This window comes from Flavobacteriales bacterium, assembly GCA_020635795.1.
GTDB lineage: Bacteria > Bacteroidota > Bacteroidia > Flavobacteriales_E > Vicingaceae > Vicingus.
In genome coordinates this window covers 151,791-171,662 of record JACJZD010000003.1, presented here as the reverse complement: position 1 = coordinate 171,662, position 19,872 = coordinate 151,791, and the positions used below count along the sequence as shown (strand labels likewise).

General features: G+C 33.7%; 15 protein-coding genes. 7 read left to right on the top strand and 8 right to left on the bottom strand.

The genetic code is table 11. The annotated features are described in order from the left end of the window. Positions 1-17 precede the first annotated feature (17 nt). From H6589_09895 to H6589_09885, 3 genes are read left to right on the top strand one after another with little or no spacing between them, the layout of a single operon-like run. Positions 18-1,628, top strand: coding sequence for a hypothetical protein (locus tag H6589_09895; GenBank protein ID MCB9174909.1), 1,611 nt, complete (start codon positions 18-20; stop codon positions 1,626-1,628). Positions 1,629-1,637: 9 nt separating this feature from the next. Next, positions 1,638-2,690 (top strand): undecaprenyl/decaprenyl-phosphate alpha-N-acetylglucosaminyl 1-phosphate transferase, encoded by a 1,053-nt coding sequence (locus H6589_09890; GenBank protein ID MCB9174908.1) that lies wholly within the window; start codon positions 1,638-1,640, stop codon positions 2,688-2,690. A gap of 28 nt (positions 2,691-2,718) precedes the next feature. Next, positions 2,719-4,281, top strand: a complete 1,563-nt coding sequence (locus H6589_09885; protein MCB9174907.1) for a hypothetical protein — start codon at positions 2,719-2,721, stop codon at positions 4,279-4,281. 170 nt (positions 4,282-4,451) lie between these two features. Here the strand turns inward: H6589_09885 and H6589_09880 are convergent, their stop codons facing one another. From H6589_09880 to H6589_09870, 3 genes are all read right to left on the bottom strand, one after another. Next, positions 4,452-6,245, bottom strand: a complete 1,794-nt coding sequence (locus H6589_09880) for an SLC13 family permease (GenBank protein MCB9174906.1) — start codon at positions 6,243-6,245, stop codon at positions 4,452-4,454. Positions 6,246-6,310: 65 nt separating this feature from the next. Next, the gene (locus H6589_09875) at positions 6,311-6,733 is read right to left on the bottom strand and encodes an Rrf2 family transcriptional regulator (protein ID MCB9174905.1); all 423 of its coding nucleotides are present in this window, start codon (positions 6,731-6,733) and stop codon (positions 6,311-6,313) included. A 6-nt stretch (positions 6,734-6,739) separates the two neighbouring features. Beyond that, positions 6,740-7,030 (bottom strand): hypothetical protein, encoded by a 291-nt coding sequence (locus H6589_09870; GenBank protein ID MCB9174904.1) that lies wholly within the window; start codon positions 7,028-7,030, stop codon positions 6,740-6,742. Positions 7,031-7,329: 299 nt separating this feature from the next. Here H6589_09870 and H6589_09865 point away from each other — a divergent pair, with 299 nt between their 5' ends. The 4 genes from H6589_09865 to H6589_09850 all read left to right on the top strand — a co-directional run bounded on the left by H6589_09865 (position 7,330) and on the right by H6589_09850 (position 14,176). After that, complete coding sequence (locus tag H6589_09865; GenBank protein MCB9174903.1) at positions 7,330-7,842, top strand: hypothetical protein; 513 nt, start codon at positions 7,330-7,332, stop codon at positions 7,840-7,842. Next, positions 7,839-8,963: an N-acetyl-alpha-D-glucosaminyl L-malate synthase BshA gene (bshA, locus tag H6589_09860; protein MCB9174902.1), complete on the top strand. Its 1,125-nt coding sequence runs from the start codon at positions 7,839-7,841 to the stop codon at positions 8,961-8,963. The genes H6589_09865 and bshA overlap by 4 nt, the downstream gene beginning before the upstream one ends. Positions 8,964-9,170: 207 nt before the next feature. Beyond that, positions 9,171-11,384: a T9SS type A sorting domain-containing protein gene (locus tag H6589_09855; GenBank protein ID MCB9174901.1), complete on the top strand. Its 2,214-nt coding sequence runs from the start codon at positions 9,171-9,173 to the stop codon at positions 11,382-11,384. Next, the gene (locus H6589_09850; protein ID MCB9174900.1) at positions 11,381-14,176 is read left to right on the top strand and encodes a T9SS type A sorting domain-containing protein; all 2,796 of its coding nucleotides are present in this window, start codon (positions 11,381-11,383) and stop codon (positions 14,174-14,176) included. Before H6589_09855 ends, H6589_09850 begins: the two co-directional genes overlap by 4 nt. A gap of 252 nt (positions 14,177-14,428) precedes the next feature. Here the strand turns inward: H6589_09850 and murI are convergent, their stop codons facing one another. The 5 genes from murI to H6589_09825 form a co-directional block, all read right to left on the bottom strand. After that, the gene (gene murI, locus H6589_09845; GenBank protein MCB9174899.1) at positions 14,429-15,232 is read right to left on the bottom strand and encodes a glutamate racemase; all 804 of its coding nucleotides are present in this window, start codon (positions 15,230-15,232) and stop codon (positions 14,429-14,431) included. 235 nt (positions 15,233-15,467) lie between these two features. After that, a complete protein-coding gene (locus H6589_09840) occupies positions 15,468-15,977 on the bottom strand; it encodes an OmpH family outer membrane protein (protein ID MCB9174898.1) in 510 nt (169 codons plus the stop codon). Between the two features lie 36 nt (positions 15,978-16,013). Further along, positions 16,014-16,547, bottom strand: a complete 534-nt coding sequence (locus H6589_09835) for an OmpH family outer membrane protein (protein MCB9174897.1) — start codon at positions 16,545-16,547, stop codon at positions 16,014-16,016. Positions 16,548-16,616: 69 nt separating this feature from the next. After that, positions 16,617-19,100, bottom strand: coding sequence for an outer membrane protein assembly factor BamA (gene bamA, locus H6589_09830; protein ID MCB9174896.1), 2,484 nt, complete (start codon positions 19,098-19,100; stop codon positions 16,617-16,619). Further along, a complete protein-coding gene (locus H6589_09825; protein MCB9174895.1) occupies positions 19,101-19,844 on the bottom strand; it encodes an isoprenyl transferase in 744 nt (247 codons plus the stop codon). It abuts the gene before it with no gap. Between the last annotated feature and the right edge of the window lie 28 nt (positions 19,845-19,872).

The following is a 19,872-nucleotide window of genomic DNA, read 5'->3' as shown; positions in this document are numbered from 1 at the left end:
ATAACTAATTAAAAGAATTGAGTAAGAACATTTTAAAAAATAGACTACTAACTATTGAGTCTGGAAGTAGCCCCTCCTTCAGAGGGGTTGGGGAGGCTCTTGTTTTTATCTTTTTATTTTTTTCTGTTTGTGGATTTGCTCAACAACAAAATTTGTTATTAAATCGAGAATTTAATTTAATCAACAATAAAGCTTTCAATGAGTTTAATTCAAATACCCACACTGCTTTTCAACCCATTATTCAATCACAAATTCGTGCAACCGACTCACTAACTTGGTTATCTGATTCTGAAAAAAAGTATTATTTAAATTATGTGAATAAATCAGAAGGAAAACCTAAACGTTTTTTTGGCTGGTTAAACCAATCGTTTTTTCATCAAAACTTTTTAGTTGTCGATACGGGTAATTTTTATTTAACCATTGACCCAGTTGTAAATCTCGAATTTGGGGAAGATACCGAAGATAAAAGTGCAAACAAACAACGCATATCTACAAATACACGTGGTGCAATGGTAAAAGGAAACATTGGTCGAAAGTTTTATTTCCAAACTGCATTGTTCGAAACACAATCTTTTTTACCCAATTATCTAGACAATTTTGTAAACAATACTGATGTAATGCCAGGTCAAGGTAGAGTGAAAAAATTTAAAAAAACTGGTTTCGATTACGCATATTCTTCAGCTTACATTTCCTATTCTCCTTCGAAACATTTTAACTTTCAATTGGGTAACGACAAACATTTTATTGGTGATGGTTATCGTTCATTATTACTCTCTGATGTAGCTACCAATTATCCGTATTTAAAAGCAACGGTTTTGTTTGCAAAAGACAAATTACAGTTCACCAAATTACACGCCGACTTAACCAATTTAGAACGACGCCCTAAGGGTTCTGTTCCCGAATCGTTGTTTAAACGAAAAAGCATGTCGGTACATTACTTAAATTGGCTGGCAACAAAATGGTTAAACATTGGTTTGTTTGAATCTACCGTTTGGCAAACCGAAGATTCTACTGGAACATTACCTTTTCAGCTTTTACAATTAAACCCCGTGCCTTTTGTAAATACTTTGTCAACTGGATTTAACAACAAAAATCATAGCCTTGTTGGTATAAACACAAAAATTAAATTACCATTTAAAACAGTGCTTTACAACCAAGTTGTTTATGATGGCAATGTTGATGATAATCAAGTGGGTCTACAAGCTGGGTTAACTTTTTATGCCATTAAAAACTTAACCCTACAAGGTGAAATAAATACGGTTGCACCTGCAACATATACCTTAAAAGAGAATAATTATCAAGGTTACAACCACTACAACCAACCATTAGCACACCCTATGGAAAATAACTTTAACGAAATTGTGGGTATTATCAATTACAAATACAAGCGTTATTTCACTCAAATTAAGGTTAACATGGCCGATTATGTTTATGCTCCAACTTTCGAAGATGCTCAGTTAACTGTACTTCAAGCACATTTAGGATTTTTAATCAATCCAAAAAACAATTTATCGTTTTTAATTGGAGTAACAAATAGAACCGAAAAAACTGAAAGTTTTACATCAAAAACCAATTATGTGTATTTTTCAATTCAAACAAGTTTAAGAAATTTATATACTGATTTTTAATAAAAAAGCATGGATATACTAGTCTTACCATTTATCACTTCGTTTATTATAGTGTTGCTATCTACGCCTTCATTTATTACTGTAGCAATAAAAAAACGATTGTTTGATGAACCAAGCGAAGAACGAAAAATTCATACCCGAGTTGTTCCATTAATGGGTGGTATGATGATTTTTGCTGGTACACTTTTTTCATTTTTATTGTGGTTTCCAACTAACGAAATGGGTATTATCAAATACATTGTACCTTGCCTATTAATCATGTTTTTTGTGGGCATGAAAGATGATATTATTGGCACAGCTCCCTCAAAAAAATTAGCCGCACACATTGCTGTTGCATTTATTATGGTGTTAATGGCAGATGTTCGATTGACAAGTCTTCACGGCTTATTTGGCGTTCGTGAAATACCTGATTGGGCAGGAATATTATTATCTGTCTTTACTTATATCGTTATAATAAATGCTTTTAATTTAATTGATGGTGTTGATGGCTTAGCAGCTGGAGTAGGGTTAATTTCTGCATCAATTTTTGGAGCTTGGTTTTATTTTGCTGGCGATTTTGTTTATGCAGTATTGTCGTTTTCATTAGCTGGAGGCTTATTTGGCTTTTTACGGTTTAATTTCAGTCCTGCAAAAATATTTATGGGCGATTCGGGTTCGCTTACCATTGGATTTTTATTTGCAGCGTTAGCCATAGAATTGGTAGAGTTTGATGCTCAAAAAGAATTACCATTAGTCATTAAAGGTATTTCAAAACCTATTTTAGCCATGTCTATTTTGGTTTATCCCTTAGTGGATACCATTAGAGTGTTTACTTTACGTATTTTAAAAGGTGTTTCTCCATTCACTGCCGACAGAAACCATTTGCACCACCGTTTATTAGATTTAGGGTTATCACATAAACAAACCGTAATTATTATTTACCTATTTAGTTTATTGGTGGTTGGGGCTTGTGTTTTAGCAAGACCGTTCAACCCAAGTTATTCATTTATTGTTATTATGGCAAGCGTGTTAGTTGCTGTCCAAATACCGTTTTTTATTTCATTAAAAAAGAAAAAAAATTAAAACAACACCATACATATTAGCTTTTGTTTTGCTACTCCTATCAACAATTGGAATTGCTCAAAACTTCAATCTTACGAACCACCGTACCTTTGAACAGTTGTATATTTCAAGTTTAGATACATCAACTAATTTTCACAGTGGAATAAAACCCTTCTCTACAAAAGAGGTTAATACTGTTTTTTCGACAGATACGTTTTTGAACAACCTTCAAATCAATTCGAATTCATCATTAATCAATATCATCGTTAATGAGAATTTAGTATCGTCAAAATCTGAACATTTTAGTTTATTCATTAACCCTATAATGAACATTGGAGGAGGTTTAGAAAAAACATCAAATCGGGATTTAACATTAAGTGAAACTGCTTTTGGATTGAGTTTAAAATCGAGTTATAAAACCAAATGGAGTGGTGAGTTTGATTTTTTGGCTGACAATTCGCAATACCCTTTGCACATTGATTATTTACTAAAAGCAAAAAATGCTGGACAAGGCTATGGTTATACCACTAACCAACAAGCCATGTATTTTCAGGGTAACTTAACCTTTACTGCCGACGATGTATTTACTTTTCAAGCAGGAATGGGTAAAAATTCCATTGGTGATGGATATCGATCGTTGTTTATGTCTGATTATGCCAATAGCTACCCTTATTTTAAAGCTACGGCAAACATTTGGAAAATCAAATACATGGCGTTGTACACCAACTTTCAAGACATTCGATCTGGTTCTAATTTTAACGATTTTCAACAAAAATTTTCGACTATACATTATTTGAGTTACAATGCTACTAAATGGTTAAACATTGGTTTTTTCGAGAGTATTGTTTTTCAAGCTCAGGAAGATAGTTATTACAGAGGTTATGAGATAAGCTACCTTAACCCCATTTTATTCTTGCGTCCAGTTGAATACCATCAAGGTTCGGCAGATAACGCACTTTTAGGAGGTAGTTTAAAAATGAAAATTAAAAAGAAAAATATTTTATACGGACAATTGTTGTTTGATGAATTTTTACTTGCTGAACTTAAAGCAAATAGAGGTTGGTGGGCGAACAAATATGCTTACCAAGTTGGTTTAAAAGCTTACGATGTTTTTGGGTTAAATGGTTTAAAAATACAAATGGAATACAACACTGCTCGTCCGTTTACTTACAGTTATTTTGAACAACCAAGTTCGTTAAATACCTTACAAAATTATGGACATTACAATTCGCCTTTAGCTCACCCATTAGGTGCTAATTTTAAAGAAGTAATTGGTGGAATTTCTTACCACAAAAAACGTTGGATTTTTGAAGCCATGAGCACCTATGCAAAACTTGGATTAGATAGTAACTTGTTTAGTGTTGGTCAAGATATTTACCAACCATACAACAACCGCGAAAAAGAATATGGGTATCAAACTGGTGGAGGAATCAATACTTCTATTATCAATAATTCCTTAAAAGTATCTTTTGTATTAAACCCAAAAATGCAAACCATTATTCAGCTGGGAGTTAACAACCGAACTTATAAAAACAACTACACTAACGAATCATCAAACTGGATAACTTTCGGTATTAAAACTGCGTTGATTAATCAGTATTTTGATATTTAGATGCCTCCCCTAACCCCTCCGAAGGAGGGGAATACCTCCGTACTCGACAAAAAAAACAATAAGTCTAAACCAATAAATACTAAACACTCTACAGTTTTGCTTAAGGAAAGTTTTGTTTTTATGTTTTTCAGTGGATTAGTAGCCCCCCTCCTTTGAAGGGATTTGGGAAGCTAAAACGGAAACAAGATTGGAATAAATATCGTGGCAACAATCCAAAATAAGATGTTTAAAGCCGTTCCTACTTTTATAAAATCCATAAACTTATATTCACCAGCACTGTACACCATGGTATTGGTTTGATAACCTATTGGAGTCATAAAACTTGCTGATGCTGCAAAAGTTACTGCCATTAAAAATGGCATCGGATTTAATCCTAAAGTGGTAGAAGTTGCAATTGCAATAGGTGCCATCAAAGCGGCTGTGGCATTGTTCGACATAATTTCGGTAAGCATTGAGGTAATAAAATACAAACCCGAAACAATGGCTATTGGGCCCCACTCTCCTAAATAACTAACTATGTTGGTTGCAATAAGTTGATCAAGCGCTGTGTTTTTCATGGCAACACCCAAACTCAACGCTCCAACCAATAAAAAAACGATTTTCCAGTTAATGGCTTCGTAGGCTTCTTTCATAGATAAACACTTGAGTAAAACAAGTAAAACAACGCCTGAAACCGCTCCAACCATTATATCAACAACATTTAAAGTAGCCAACACCACTATACTCAATATTACGGCAATAACGGTATAAAACTTCTTTTTATCAAAATCCATAATGGACTGTTCCGACAATAGCACAAAAGGATTATCTTGGTCGGCCTCGTGTTTTTTTAACTCTTGGATGTAATGGTTTTTTACTTCTGCTAAAATTACATCACCAGCTTTCAATTTTACTTTATACAAATCCTCGTGCATTACATCTTCACGATGACGAACTGCTAAAGGAACAGCACGATACCTTCTTCTAAAATCTACTTCACGTAAGGTTTTACCTTCAAATTCTGAATTAGAAGTAATTATCATTTCCACTAATGTGGAATTTTTTCCTTTCAAATCATCGTCTCCAATTTTAACCGACGACGAAACCATAATTTTTGCTCTATCTTTTAGTTGTTTTATCTTTTCTACATTACACCTAACTTTTAATACATCGTTAGCTAACAATACAAAGTCACCGCCAGGTAAATTAAAAACCTCTTCTCCTCTCCTCACCTCAATCACATCCATGTCCAACTCTTTAACCAAAGCCGATTCCATAATGGTTTTTCCAACTGAATTGGCATTTTCTAGCAGTTCTATTTCTGTTAAATATTCTTTCATGCTAAATTTTGCCGACAAGTCCTTTTCTTCTTTACGATTAGGCAACAATTTTATTCCAATAAAAACCATATAGATAACACCAAACCCTAACAAAATCAATCCCATTGGAGCCATATCAAACATTGAAAAAGCACCAACACCAGCCTTTTCAGCAATACCACTCACCAATATATTGGTAGAAGTTCCTATTAGCGTACACATACCACCAAATATGGTTGCAAACGATAAAGGAATCAGCATTTTTGCAGGACTTTGCCCCGATGAATGTGCAATTTGAATTACCACCGGAATAAAAATAGCAACAACAGGAGTATTATTGATAAATGCCGAGATAATAGCAACCAATACCATCATGAGCAACATACCTAAATTAAAATTGTTACGAAACATGTTGGATAGACGAAACGCCAAAAATTGTAGTGCTCCAGTTTTAAGTAATGCAGCACTGAGTACAAACATAAATGCAACAGTTATAGTGGCTTTATTACTAAAACCTTCTACGCCTTGCTCTGGTGTTATAACTCCCGTAAGAATTAAAGCAACCATTACCAATAAGGCTACTAAATCGATTGATATTATTTCTGTTGCAAACAGAATTACTGCTCCAAGAATAACAAAAATAGTTATGATTGCATCTATACTCATTTGTCAAATAAAAAAACAAATATACAAAGTCTATTGATTTAATAGACTAATAGATTGAAAAAAAATTATTTTTTTTCTTTCTTAATAATTTGTTCTAATGTTGCTTTCTTTAATAGCTCAACGGTTTGATTTCTTACTTCTAAAAACGCGAGCCGAATTCCACACGATTCTTCATCTTTACATTCTTCACAACGTTCGTAATATTTATGAGTAACGCAAGGAAGTAAAGCAATGGGTCCATCAAACAACCGCATTACATCAGCCATATTAACTTCTTTAGTCGATTTTAAAAGATAGTAACCACCACCTTTGCCTTTTTTGCTAGCTAATATTCCCGCATTTTTCAAATCCAATAAAATGGCTTCCAAAAATTTACGAGGTATTTTTTCTTGTTCGGCTATTTCGCTAATTAAAATTGGCCCCTCATTTTTTCGTTTAGCTAAATACACCAAGGCATTTATTGCATATTTCGTTTTTTTTGAAATCATTCCTGTCTATTTCAAAAAATAATATGCCAAGGCGGTTAAAGCAAAAATATACAGCACTATTCGGTAATTGAGTTTATGACCTGCTCCACTATTTCTTGACGACTCCCAGCTGTGACGCAAATTAGAGCGAAAAACTTCTGCATCAGTTCTATCGCCTTTATTGGTATTTAACTCTCTCGAAATACGGTCGTAACGCTCCTGCATTTTTTCTTTACGCTCGTTGTAATAACGTGGTTCGTAATGAAACTGATTAGGTTTTTTGGTTTTAAAAAAAGATGGAATTTTTGGCGCTTGCATAACAAGTTTATTTTAAAACAAATTTACTATAAAATAATAAGTGTTCAATGGAAAAATTAACCATATAGACACATAGACTCTTACAAAAGTTAACCGCAACTATTCTACAACACTCCTTTTTAAAGTGTAACATAGTCATCCCAATTTATCGGGATAAAACTATTGTGCTACTCATTTTAGTTTTTATGTTCCTGAATAAAACAGACTATGTGCCTATGTGGTTAAAACATTTTTATGTTAAATGGTTAAGAATTGCATTTACATTGATTTATTTAACGGTTTAGGCTTAACTTTGTTGTATGGATTTCTATCAACTTCTTGACGAAAAACACTGCAAATCGACAACCAATCGTATTGTTGATGAAGTGGTGGCTTCTCCAAAAAGGATAGATGAGTTGATGGAGTTGTTTTTGAGTGATGATGTGAGAATAAGTCAACGAGCTGCATGGTCAATTTCATACATTGCAGAAAAAAAGCCTAGCATTATAGAAAAAAACTTGGATAAACTGTTTTCAAAATTTGAACAAAAACATGTTCACGATGCATGCATAAGAAATACGTTCAGATGTTTTCAATACATTAACATTCCTGAAGAAATGGAAGGAATTGTTTTAACAAAAGCTTTTGAATATTTAAACAATCCATTGAGTGCAATTGCTGTTAAAGTATTTTGTATGGACGCCATTGAAAAACTAATTAAAAAATACCCTGAAATTAAAACCGAATTTAAAGCATCGATAGAAAACCAAATGGACGAAGGTAGTGCTGGATTTAAAAACAGAGGAAATAAAATTTTAAAAAGATTAAAATGAACATAGGAATAGTTTGTTACCCAACCTTTGGTGGTAGTGGTGTTGTTGCAACAGAATTAGGAAAAGCGTTGGCTTACAAAGGGCATAAAGTACATTTTATCTCGTACCAACAGCCTGTTCGATTGGACTTGTTCTCGGAAAACATTTTTTACCACGAGGTAAAAGTTTCTGATTACCCGTTGTTCGATTACCAACCATACGAATTGGTATTAACCAGTAAATTGGTTGATGTAGTTAAATTCGAAAAATTAGATATTCTACACGTGCATTATGCTATTCCTCACGCATCGGCAGCATACATGGCTCAACACATTTTAGCTAGCGAAGGAATTAAAATACCATTTATTACAACCTTGCACGGAACCGATATTACCTTAGTTGGTAAAGATGCCTCGTTCGAACCTGTAATTACCTTTGCCATAAACGAAAGTAATGCTGTAACTGCTGTTTCGGAAAGTTTAAAACAAGATACCTACAAGCATTTTAAAATAACGCGCGACATAAAAGTGATACCCAACTTTATCTGTTTTGAAGAATACAACAAAATTGGAGATATCGAACAGTTAAAAAAATCGTTTGCGCCAAACGGAGAAAAAATACTGGTACACGTATCTAACTTCCGACCTGTAAAACGTGTGGAAGATGTTATTCGGGTTTTTGATATTGTTCGTAAAAAAGTACCAGCTAAATTATTGTTGGTGGGCGACGGACCAGAACGACACAAAATGGAAGAATTGTGTAGAGAATTGGATGCTTGCCATTACATTAAATTTTTAGGGAAAGTACGCGATACCGAACGTATTCTAGCAGTTTCAGATTTGTTTGTTCTTCCCTCCGAATCGGAAAGTTTTGGTTTAGCAGCTTTAGAAGCCATGGCTGCACGTGTACCTGTAATTAGCACCAATACTGGTGGAATACCCGAAGTAAACATACACGGTGTTTCGGGTTATTTAAGTAATGTGGGTGATGTTGATGATATGGCTAAAAATGCACTAACTATTTTAAGCAACAACAATACCTTGGAGCAATTTAAAAATGCTGCTTACCAACAAGCCAAACAATTTGATATCCATAAAATATTGCCACTCTACGAAGAGTTGTACCAAAGTTTAATGAAGTAAAAACTTAGCCGTACATTGGAGTTATACGTATATTTAAACGTATAATTCTACGGATAAAACTCTATAATAGTGATTATCAATACAATTGAACGGATTGCTTTTTTCATTACATTTGAAAAGATATAGTGCGAATAAGTACACCGGTGTACTTATTCGGATGTTAGCCACAATGCAGACAAAAAACAAACAAATTAAAAAACAATAAATATGAAAACGTTAATTACTCTATCTATTACTTTTTTTTTAACAACAATCATTCAAGCCCAAACTTGGACCAATATAGGTCCGAATTTTGGTGGTTATTTACGTGATTTTGCCTTTCACCCAACAAACTCGAATAAAATTTTTGTTGGTGGAGATGATAGTGCTGGAATTTGGGTTAGTGAAGATGGAGGACAAACCTGGCGATTGGTTACTGAAGAATTGCCTAATATGAGTGGTTGGCACATTGAATTTGACAAAACAGATACTAATCTCTTATATGCATGCGATTTATATAACAGATATGGTGTTGCAAAATCTATTGATGGAGGAGAAACTTGGACGACTTCTTCAAATGGATTAAATACTATTGGAGCAAGGACGGTTTCAAAAATTGCTATTTTAAATCAAGACACTTTATTTATAAGCACAGGATTAGAACATGATGGAAGAACGGGAGATGGAATTTATAAAAGTACGGATGGAGGGCTAAATTGGAATCCGTCAGGTGAACAAGGATTAACCTGCCCAGCAATAGTTATTACACAAACAGAGAGACTGCTTGCTGCAACTCAAGGGCAAGGATTACATTTTTCTGATGATTTTGGGAGTACCTGGCAAAATCACCCTGATATTTCAACTATTGATACTATTTCTCAAATTGAAATTAAAGATAGCTTTATTGTTGTGTCAACTAACCCAAGTGGGCTATATGTGAGTTCTGATAATGGATTAACTTTTAATAATATTGGAGGTGCAGCTTTTGATATTGCAATAGGGAATACACAACCTAATTTAATGATCTACTCATCATTATTATTAAGATATGAATACGATTATACTACAAATGTTTTAGTGAGCACCAACTCTATCAACAATATCATTTTAACGCAAGATACTGTTTTGTATATGGGTATAGGAGCTAAAGGTGATACTGTTATGTTGGGACAATTGGGTAATTCAAGTTTGTCCATTTCAACAGATGCGGGAAATAGTTGGATAAATCCTCCTACATCTCCAGCAGCAAACAACATTAATGATATTGCTATTGACCCAACTAATCCCAATCATATCTTCGCTTCTTTAGTTGCTTCAAATTCATTAGGTATTGATAAAGAGTGCTTAATCGAAACTACTAATGGAGGAAATACTTGGGTAAGAAAAGGTCCAAAAGAAAGTGGATTAAAAGTAAAATTTCATCCTGTAAGTTCTGATACTTTGTTGTGCGGAACATTTACAGGAGGTTTATATAAAAGTGTTGATGGTGGTAATACATGGAACAATTTAATAGATAGCACTAGAATTGTTGAAATAGGATATAATCCTGTTTATCCAAATGAGGTATTAGTTTCTGAAATTAATGAGATAGCTTCCCCAAATTATCAGCGTTTATTAAAAAGCATAGATGGAGGAAATACATTTTTTCAAGTTGCTCCTGTTGCAGTATCGCAAATTGCATACATACCTAATTCTGACAGTATTGTAGCAAGTGTTAATACTGCTGCTTCATTTAATGGACTCTTTTTAAGTACTGACAGAGGTGATAATTGGGCATCTTGGACTTTAAGTGGAGACACGATTAAAACGGTTAGATATCATAATGGAAGTATTTATGCTGGAACAGAAAGTGGGCAACTTTATAAAGTTAATTCATCAGGAACTCAAAATATAACAGGAGGGTGGAACCAGTTAACAGAAATTACAAATATTTATTGGTTAAACAACACAATGTATGTTGGCTTAAATGGAGCTGAGCATGATAGAGATGCTTCATATTCTAATCATGGTGGAGTTTGGTATTCTAATGATGATGGTCAATCTTGGACAGACATAAGCAATGGCTTAACGTGTACCCAACTATTTAGCAACAATGTGATGGCAGAACTAAATGGAAAACTTATAGTAGGAACTTATGGTGGAAGTTTCTTTACGCTTGATGCATTACCTCTCGGTACTAATTCATCTCTATTTTCCCACCAACAACTTGAAATTTATCCCAACCCAGTCGAAAACAAACTATTCATAAATCTCCCTGATGATATTTCAGTGGATATAATTGAGTGTAAAATTTTTGATATGATAGGCAAATTACAGTACGCATCAATGATTGAAAAAACAAGTCAAATGCAAATAGATTTATCAGCATTTAATAACGGGATATTTCTAATTCAATTCTCATTACCAAACAAAATAATTACGCAAAAATTCGTAAAAAAATGAAAAAATACATTATAGTAATTGTCCTTCTCTATTCCAATTCTCTTTTTGCTCAAATAGACAGTTTTGCTGTAAATGGATATGCTATCCCAATTTCAGGACGGGGGAATTGGTCAGCAGTTGTTATTGACTATAATAATGATGGATGGAATGACATATTTGTTTCACGTGCATTTCAAAAAGATCTCTTTCTAAAAAATAATGGCAACGGAACATTTTCGGCTTCGCCCGACACAGCCGCATGGCAGATTGCTGGCGGAAGTTATAAAGCAATTTCGATAGATGTAAACAAAGATGGTTTCAACGACATAGTGATAGCAAGAGGTCCAGAAACTGGTGGAACTACTATGGATATTGGACACCCTGGTTATGAACAACTGCTCATAAACAATGGCAACGGAACATTTACCGACAGAAAAAATAATTTCCCAACCCAATCTATTAATTTCCTTTGCCCTAATATTAACCAATGGAATTACACTATGGGTGTCGCTTCTGGTAATTTCAACAATGATACCATTCCTGATTTTATTTTCGTAAATGGAGCATTAAATATGCTTGCAGTTCCGAAAATGATAGATAATTTTTTAGACCCTGCATTTAAATGTAGCGGTACATATAATATGCTTCTCAATGATCTTTATCTAAGCGGAACCGACACGGATGCAGACAACATTGTCAACTACACCGAACCTGTGGAGGTTATTTCGGGAATAAAATATAGTGATTTGAGCACAGATGTAGCCGTAGCAGATTTTGACAACAATGGCTGGGATGACATTTTTGTGGTTAATTATTATCATTCTTTAATTTCAGCCATCCCACCTTTCAACACGCTTAACGATACAGCCTATTTCTGTAAACTTTATTTAAACAATTCTTCAAGTCCGGGTCAATTTAATTGGGATAAAACAAAATTTCCCCTCATAAAATATCCTGCCACCTCAGTGGCAACAGATGATGTAAACAATGACGGATTTCCTGATTTGATTATTACAATGGATTATCGGGGGACAGGTAATATTTATGAAAGAACACGGCTTTTTATCAATGATGGAACAGGAGCATTTACTGATTCAACTAACCAGTACCTAATTACTGCTGATACCACCTATTCTACTGGATTTGAAGCACAATTCGCAGACATAAACAATGATGGGAAAAAAGATTTATTTGTAGCAGGTCAAAAATCAAAATTGTTTATCAAACAAACTGATAATACATTTCTTGATATGCCAAATTCAATTCCGCTTCATCAATCTGTATTGGAACCACATATATTCAGTGCCCTTGGAAGCTGTATTGATGATTTTAGCGGAGATGGAAAAAAGGATATTGTGCTTGCTGATAGCTATGAACAGCTACGGTTATGGTTTCAAAATTCTACTGCTCAGTTCATTGACACTACTACTACAAATTTACCGCCTAATGGTGAGAATACCGAAGCAGTTGCCTTTGGCGACTTAGATAATGATGGAGATGAAGATATAGTAAATTCAGTTTATCTAGAAAGTATTTTTGCATCTATGTATATACAAAATGGAACTATTGGCGGATACCCTTTTTTCAAAGACAATTCTAATATCTTTCCTTCTCAACTTACCAATAATAAAGGGACTGACATTGCTGATGTGAATAGTGACGGTTGGAAGGATATCATAATAAGTGGATACAATGGAACTAAAATTTTTAAGAATAATGGGGGTTTGAATTTTACTGATAATACTTCTGTTTGGGGAACTGCCTTTTCATCTTCTTTAAAAACAAATCGCCTACAATTTGAAGACCTAAACAATGACGGACTTACAGATGTATTCTTTCCAGATGGAACAGAAGGAGGAGCAGGAGAGCAAAACCGCATTTATTCATGGAACAATTCAACAACCACATTTGATGATAAAACCTCTTTATGGCTACCGACCGATAATGCAACAAGTATTGATGTTGATTTTGCTGATATAAACAATGATGGTTTTAAGGATATTATTGTTGCCAATCAGAATAGCGCATCGTTTATTTATCTTACTTCCTCCCCAACCACAACAAATCCCAACTATACTTTACTTTCTCCTTTCACTGCCAACAATTCAACAGGTGTTCATTTTGGTGACTTTAACGGAGACAATTTAATGGATGTAGTGGATGTGAGCAGTAACCAAAGTAATCCAATAAAAATTTATCTGAACACAGGAACAGCAACTAATCCGATTTACAACACGGCACAAAATATTCTTAATACAGGGGTTTCAGGTGCGACATGGGATGTGGATGTGTATGACATCAACTCAGATGGAAATGATGATATAATTACTGCTGATTTTGGAGAAAGTAAAGTATTTATAAGTAATGGAAACGGAACTTTTACTGATTCAACTACCACTTACTTTCCGCAAGACGAATTTAGAGAAGCATGGTTTGCCAAGTCGCTCCGCTTATATGACATCAATCAAGACGGAATTATTGACATCTATTTTTGCAGAGACAATCAAGATTTGATTTTTTACGGACATAGTTCAACGGTAAGTAGTATTAATGAAATAAATCAAAACAAATCTGATTTTATTGTTTTCCCAAATCCCTTGTCCATTCAGACAACTTTGAGGTCAGATAATTCCTTACACAACGCCACGCTCACAGTTTACAATCTATCCGGACAACAAATAAAACAAATAAAAAACATCAATGGACAAACAATCTCTTTGCAACGCGACAATTTACCAAGCGGACTGTATTTTATTCGGCTGACGGAAGACAGTAAAGTAATCGCAACAGAAAAACTAATAATTATGGATTGACACTAATGTACAACGACAAACTGCACTGTGGCTAACATTGTATAAGAGCAATAGCAGATGAAGTGATTAAATAAAGGTATGTGCATTTAATGAACTTTGGTAGTGGTGGACAGGGAATCGCCTTGAAATCCGCTACTGCTCTTATACTTGACCGTTAACATTAAAAAAATCAAAATTTATCGTTTCACTTCGGATGGCTTAGCTTTAAAACCAAGCATTTCGTACCTCAACGGCTGGTTTTAAGAAAAAAAACTAAAACTTCTCAAAAAAAACAGCTTCACTTTTAATTTCAATCTGTTTTAAAAACCCTTGTAAAAGTGGTAGGTTACCATTGGTATAAAAAGCATGCGTATTTTCAATGGTGTTGTTTAATAACTGGTGTTGTTCCAACATGTTTTTAGTTTGCTTGGCAACCGCCTCACCAGAATCTATTAGTTTTATATGTGCTGGTATGATGGTTTTAATAATAGGTATTAAAAACGGGTAATGCGAGCAGCCCAACACAATATGATCAACACCCTCGGCAACCAATGGCTTTAAATATTGCTCTAAAAGTGGTTTTGTTTGCTCCAGTTTGCCTTCTTCAATTAACACCACCAAACCCTTTCCTTCTACTTCAATAATATCTTTAGAGGCTCTGTATTGCTCCGAAGTAGAGATAAACAACTCGCTACTCAATGTGCCTTTTGTTGCTAACACACCTATTTTATGGGTTTTTGTTTGCAAAGCTGCTGGTTTTATGGCTGGTTCAATACCAATAAAAGGTACATCGTAGTTTGCACGCAACACTTTAATGGCATTGGTTGTGGCTGTATTACAAGCAACCACAATCATTTTACAACCTTGAGCCAATAAATACTCGGTGTTTTTTATGCTAAAATCAATAATTTCCTGTTTCGATTTCTCGCCATAAGGAGCATTTTTACTATCTGCTAAATAAATGGTATTCTCGTTAGGCAACAATTGGTGTATTTCCTTCCAAATGGACAAACCTCCCAAACCAGAATCGAAAACTCCAATTGGCGAACTTGCTGATATTTGTTTTGTTTTGGTCATTCAATAACAACTATTTTTCTACTTTCAATTTTAACCACATAGACACTTAGTCAATAAATTTTATCTAGTTCATCATTTACTAAACAGATTACATAGTTTGTCTGTCGAAGACAGACAAAACTGCTATGTTTTTTTTATACATATCTAACACTATGTAACTATGTGGTTAATAATAAAAAAAGCTCTTTCAAATGTAATCGAAAGAGCTTTTAAATTTTAGTAAAAGTCTATTTTTTTATAAACCCAATTTCTTTTTAACTGCAGGTAAAATATCGTCACCTTCTACAGAGTACAACACAACACCTACGCTTGAATCTAAAACCAACGTATAGCTTCCTTCCTTAGCTACAGCATTAATGGCATCTTTTGCTTTATCAATAACTGGTTGTAACAACTCTTCTTCTTTCTTTTGCAAGTCAGCCTCAGCAGTTTGTTGGAATTCGGTAATTCTTTTTTCTAAATCAGTAATTTCTTTGATTTTAGAATTTTTAATTACTTCGGTCATTACATCTTGCTTACTTTGAAAATCTTTGATTTTAGCTTCATACTCTTTACGCATTGTTTCAAGAGTCGATCTTAAATCGTTTGCATACGTTTCTAAATCTTTTTGAATTTTAGTACGTTCTGGCATAGCCGACAATAATTCGTTTGAATTAATGTGTCCGATTTTAGTTGTTTTTTGAGCAAAAACTGAAGTTGACATGGCAACAACAAGCATTACTAATGTTAATTTAATCTTATTCATCTTGTTTATTAATTTTTCGTTTGTAAATATAAATTATTATTTAGACTCGCCCGGTGTGTAGCCTAATTTTTTTAACACTGCATCACTTTTATTGTACTTAGAATTTGAATACAGCATGGTTAAGCCACTCGATTTATCAAAAATAATGTCGTAACCACTCGCCGCTGCAACGTCAGCAATTGCTTGATACACCTTGTCTTGAACAGGTTTTACTAATTCTTGACGTTTTTTAAACAACTCGCCATCAACACCAAATTTTTGTTTTTGGTATTCTTTTGCTTCTTTTTCTTTTTTAATGATTTCGTCTTCTCTTTTGGTTTTCATGTCCTCAGTTAACAAAATCTGTTCAGCTTGATAATTTTTGTACATTTTATCAATTTCGCTGTATTGACGTTCCAATTGTTTTTGCCACTCAATCGAAAGCTTATCCAATTCCGCTTGAGCTTCTTTGTAATCTGGAATATTTGCTAAAATGTATTCGGTATCAACATAACCAAATTTTTGTGCTTTTGCCGAAAACGTAACCGCAGTTAATAATAAAACAACTGCAACTTTTGTAAGGTTTTTCATCGTGTTTTTCATTTTTAGTTCCTCCTAAATTTAAACTTTCGAAATTATTCGAAATTGTTAAACAATTTTTTACCAGCCGTTTATACTACCTCCAATACTAAAATGGATTTCAGTACGACTATTAGGATCCGTTTTACCAGGTATTTGATCAAATCTATACCCCCAATCTAAACCAAGCATTCCAAAAAATGGCATATAAATTCTAACTCCAACACCAGCAGATTTATAAACCTGAAATGGGTTTGCTTTGCTAAACGAACTCCATGAGTTACCTGCTTCTCCAAAAACTAAGCCATAAATTGTTGCAGTAGGGTTTAATGTAAGTGGATAACGTAATTCGGCAGTATATTTAGAAATAACTGTTGCTCCAGTACTTGGCGATGCATCACCATTACCAAAACCTCTCAATGCAATAATCTCTCTACCATCAATAGCAAAACCCGACAACCCATCACCTCCTAAATAAAATCTTTCAAAAGGAGACGGAAGGTCTGGAGTATAAGTTCCTAAAACTCCAAAACCAGCCTTTGTATTTAACACCAAGTTCCCTGCAATTTTTGAGAACCAAGACGTTTGAAATTTCCACTTATGATATTCAGTAAATTTATATTTTTCTTGAGCACTCATGGTAGAGTAATCAGTATTCTTAGGTCTAAACATTGAATAAGGAGGAGTTAACTGCAAAGTAAAGGTAGTTTGAGAACCCGTTCTTGGATAAATTGGACTATCTACTGAATTTCTAGATAATACCGTTTTAAAACTGATATTATTTGCAAACCCATCTGAAAAAGCAAAGGCAGAAAAATACCTATTTAACACATAATATTGGTAAGAAATTTCATTGTATAAAGTAAAAAAGTCATCAGGGAATTTTAATCTTCGTCCTAAACCAACTGCTCCACCGTATATTTTAATCGATTGCTCAGAATCACCAGTTAACCCATTTGACTGCACTTGATGAGATAAACTAACGCTCAACGAGTTTGGTTTTCTACCTCCTAACCATGGTTCAGTAAATGAAAAGCTATACGCTTGATATTGACGTCCACTGGTTTGAGCTCTTAAACTTAATTTTTGTCCATCTCCAGCAGGAAGAGGTCTCCATGCTTTTCCATTAAAAATGTTTTTAGCAGAAAAGTTATTAAAACTCACGCCAAGAGTACCAATAACTCGGCCTCCACCCCATCCACCAGATAGTTCAATTTGGTCTGAAGGTTTTTCTTCAACCACATATTCAATATCAACTGTACCATTTTCTTGGTCAGGTTTAGGATTTACACCTAAACTTTCTTGGTTAAAATAACCCAATTGAGCTAACTCACGTTGAGTTCTAATAATGTCTGACCTACTAAACAATTGTCCTGGACGAGTTCTAATTTCTCTACGAATTACATGGTCGTTGGTTTTACTATTTCCAACTATTGTAACATTATTAATGGTTGCTTGTTTTCCTTCGTAAATCCGCATTTCAAGGTCAATCGAATCATTCTCAATTTTGACCTCTACTGGATTAATGTTAAAGAATAAGTATCCATCATCTAAATAAAGTGAACTTACATCCCTTCCATTTTGATTCATAAATAATCGCTCATCTAAAATCTTTTTGTTGTAAACATCGCCACGTTTTATGTCTAAAATACGATTTAAAACATCAGTTGAATGAACGGTATTACCCAACCATTTCACATCTCTAAAATAATACTTGTTACCTTCTTCAACTGTGATATCTATCTCAACCAATTTGTTGTTTATGGTAATTACAGAGTCAGAAACTATTTTAGCATCTCTAAATCCTTTTTCGTTGTACTTATCAACGATATTATTTTTTTCCTTTTGATATACATTTGGAACATATTTAGAAGAACCAAAAATATTATACCATCTTTTTCTTTTAGTATCTTTTAAAGATCGACGAAGTTTTTTCGGTTTAAAAGCTTGAACACCATAAAAATTAACGTCTTTAATTTTTGTTCGTCTACTTACTTTAACATTAACTGATAAAATAACATAATTACTAGCGCTGGTATCTGGTTCTTGAACAATATCAACTTTGGTGTTTAAAAATCCTTTTGCTATAAAATGGTTTTTTACTTTATTGGTGGTAGTTACCAATAAGTTTTCGTTAACTATTTTACCTCTTTCTAAACCTAACTCTTCTCTTAAATCTTTTTGTTTACCTTTTCTTACTCCTGTAAATCGGTACTTTGAGAGTCGAGGTAATTCTTTAATTCTTATCTCTAAAAATATTCTATTGGCTTCAATTTTTACTGCATATATTTTTACATCCGAAAACAACTTTTGTTCCCACAAACTTTTTATTGCTCTAGTAATTTTATCGCCAGGTATTTTAATGCTATTACCAACCGTTAAGCCCGAAAGTGAAATAATAGCTTGAGAATCAAAAAAATCAGCCCCTTGAACTGTAACTCCAGCTATTTCATATTCTTTTGGTGAAGAATAATTAATGCTCTCTAAATCAGAATTAATACTAAATTGCCCTCTTACAATTAAAGGAAAAATTAAGACTAGTAAAATATATAGGTGTTTCTTCATTTATTTTTTTAATTGCTCACTCGTAAGTCCAAATCTTCGCTCTCTTTTCTGATAATTCACTACTGCCTCAAACAAATCTTCTTTTCTATAATCGGGCCAAAGCTTTGGTGAAAACAGTAATTCAGCGTAAGCAATTTGCCAAAGTAAAAAATTACTAATTCGGTGTTCCCCACTAGTTCTAATAAGTAATTCTGGATCAGGAATATCTTTAGTATTTAGGTATTTATTTATTGTATTTTCTGTAATGTCGTTAAAACTTAGTTTATTTTCAAGCACATCACTTGTTATATTTTTTACAGCTTGAGTTATTTCCCACTTAGCACTATAACTCAATGCTAATATTAAATTTAAACCGGTGTTTTTTTCTGTTTTAGTAATGGCCTTTTTTAATTCGCTATTACAATTTGATGGCAAACTATTTATATCTCCAATTGTAGATAATTTCACATTGTTTTTGTTCAATGTGTCAGCCTCTTTACTAATGGTATTAACCAATAGTTGCATCAATGCTGTAACTTCTAATTTTGGTCTATTCCAATTCTCCGTCGAAAACGCATACAAGGTTAAATGTTTTAAACCTATTTCTCCGGCTCCTTCAACCACATCACGAACAGACAACACACCTTTTTTGTGACCATAAACACGAGGCTTATTGTGTTCCTTAGCCCAACGACCATTCCCATCCATAATAATTGCAATATGGCTGGGTATTTTTTGTCTGTCTATTTGGTCTTTATAACTCATCTAATAAGCCTATTTTTTTCCAAGTTGC

Excerpts from the sequence above, each read along its gene's own strand:
- H6589_09865 (MCB9174903.1), top strand. The coding sequence starts at position 7,330 with ATGGATTTCTATCAACTTCTTGACGAAAAACACTGCAAATCGACAACC.
- bshA (MCB9174902.1), top strand. The coding sequence starts at position 7,839 with ATGAACATAGGAATAGTTTGTTACCCAACCTTTGGTGGTAGTGGTGTT.
- murI (MCB9174899.1), bottom strand. The coding sequence starts at position 15,232 with ATGACCAAAACAAAACAAATATCAGCAAGTTCGCCAATTGGAGTTTTC.
- H6589_09835 (MCB9174897.1), bottom strand. The coding sequence starts at position 16,547 with ATGAAAAACCTTACAAAAGTTGCAGTTGTTTTATTATTAACTGCGGTT.
- H6589_09840 (MCB9174898.1), bottom strand. The coding sequence starts at position 15,977 with ATGAATAAGATTAAATTAACATTAGTAATGCTTGTTGTTGCCATGTCA.
- H6589_09825 (MCB9174895.1), bottom strand. The coding sequence starts at position 19,844 with ATGAGTTATAAAGACCAAATAGACAGACAAAAAATACCCAGCCATATT.
- H6589_09870 (MCB9174904.1), bottom strand. The coding sequence starts at position 7,030 with ATGCAAGCGCCAAAAATTCCATCTTTTTTTAAAACCAAAAAACCTAAT.
- H6589_09880 (MCB9174906.1), bottom strand. The coding sequence starts at position 6,245 with ATGAGTATAGATGCAATCATAACTATTTTTGTTATTCTTGGAGCAGTA.
- H6589_09850 (MCB9174900.1), top strand. The coding sequence starts at position 11,381 with ATGAAAAAATACATTATAGTAATTGTCCTTCTCTATTCCAATTCTCTT.
- H6589_09890 (MCB9174908.1), top strand. The coding sequence starts at position 1,638 with ATGGATATACTAGTCTTACCATTTATCACTTCGTTTATTATAGTGTTG.
- H6589_09875 (MCB9174905.1), bottom strand. The coding sequence starts at position 6,733 with ATGATTTCAAAAAAAACGAAATATGCAATAAATGCCTTGGTGTATTTA.
- bamA (MCB9174896.1), bottom strand. The coding sequence starts at position 19,100 with ATGAAGAAACACCTATATATTTTACTAGTCTTAATTTTTCCTTTAATT.
- H6589_09855 (MCB9174901.1), top strand. The coding sequence starts at position 9,171 with ATGAAAACGTTAATTACTCTATCTATTACTTTTTTTTTAACAACAATC.